This is a genomic window from Micromonospora sp. NPDC003776 (assembly GCF_053605645.1).
On record NZ_JBSGJR010000939.1, the window covers coordinates 1 to 1386 of the forward strand.

Sequence of the window (1386 nt, forward strand, 5' to 3'; positions counted from 1 at the left end):
CGCCGGCCCGGGCGGCCGCGATGGCGACCAGGCCGGAGCCGGAGGCGAGGTCGAGCACCCGGCGGCCCGCGACCAGGTCGGGGTGGTCGGTGACGAGCGGGCGGTCGCGGCCGTCGCGCTCAACGCCGAGGCCAACGGGGTACGCGTGGCCGCCGAACTCGGCGACATCCTGGACGGCGACGCCGGGGACGCCGAGGTGGTGCTCGCCGGCGACGTCTTCTACAGCGAGGCGATGGCGAGGCGGATGCTGCGCTTCCTGCTCCGGGCCGCCCGGTCCGGAGCCCGGGTGCTGGTCGGCGACCCCGGCCGGGCGTTCCTGCCCCGCGAGCGCTTCCACCAGCTGGCCGCGTACGAGGTGCCGGTGACCGAGGCGCTGGAGAGCGTACGGGTGAAGCACACCACCGTGTGGGAGCTGGACCCGGCTCCGCCGGGAGCCGCCCGCTAGCGTGTCGCCGTGCTGTTCCGGGGCTGGGGGGAGTCCGTCGACGGACCGTGGCCGGACCTGGCCACCGTGGTCGACCACGTCGGCGTACCCCATCTGGTGGTCACCCGGCACGCGCTGGTCCGGCGGCTGCTCACCGACCCGGTGACGTTCCGCCCGGACAACGCCCTCGACGCGGTGACCCCGATCCCGGTGGCCGCCCTGCGGGTCCTGGCCGGGCACCGCTTCCGGCTGCCGCCGACGCTGGCCAACAACTCCTCGGCCAGCCACCCGGAGATCCGCGGCATCGTCGCCGACGCCCTGCACCCGGACCGGGTGGCCGCGCAGCAGCCCTGGCTGACCAACCTGGTCTGGCGGCGGGTGGCCGGGCTCACCGCTGCCCTCGACGCGGGCCGGCCCGTCGACCTGTACGCCGAACTCGCCGCCGACCTGCCGCTGCTGGTGCTGGCCCGGCTGGTCGAGCTGCCGGACGCCCCGGTCGGCGCGGTCAAGGACTTCGCCCGGGCCGCGCTGGAACTCTTCTGGGCCCCGCTCGACGCGGCGCGGCAGCTCGCCCTGGCCGCCGAGGTCGGCCGGTTCCACACCGTGCTGCGCGCCTTCGCCGCCACCGGCGGCGGGCTCGCCGCCCGGCTGCGCGCCGCCGGCCACTCCCCCGACGTGGTGGTCGGCGCGCTCTTCTTCCTGCTGGTCGCCGGCCAGGAGACCACCTCCCAGTTCCTCACCCTGCTGCTGCACCGGCTGGTCGGCGAACCGGAAGTCCGGGCCGGGCTGCGGCGCGGCGAGGTCGCGGTCGCCGACGTCGTCGAGGAGGGGTTGCGGCTGGAGCCGCCGATCGTCACCTGGCGCCGGGTGGCCGCCGTCGACACCACCCTGGGCGACGTGGCCGTACCGGCCGGCACCAGCATCGTGGCGTGGCTGGCCCGGGCCGGCCGGGACGCGGCGGT

At 76.9% G+C, this 1386-nt stretch carries 2 protein-coding genes; both read left to right on the forward strand.

The genetic code is table 11. The features are described 5' to 3' along the window. On the forward strand, positions 1 to 445 hold a 445-nt coding region (locus ACWEVO_RS36530), incomplete at its 5' end, for a class I SAM-dependent methyltransferase (protein WP_452311951.1). A gap of 9 nt (positions 446 to 454) precedes the next feature. Further along, on the forward strand, positions 455 to 1386 hold a 932-nt coding region (locus ACWEVO_RS36535), incomplete at its 3' end, for a cytochrome P450 (RefSeq protein WP_452311952.1).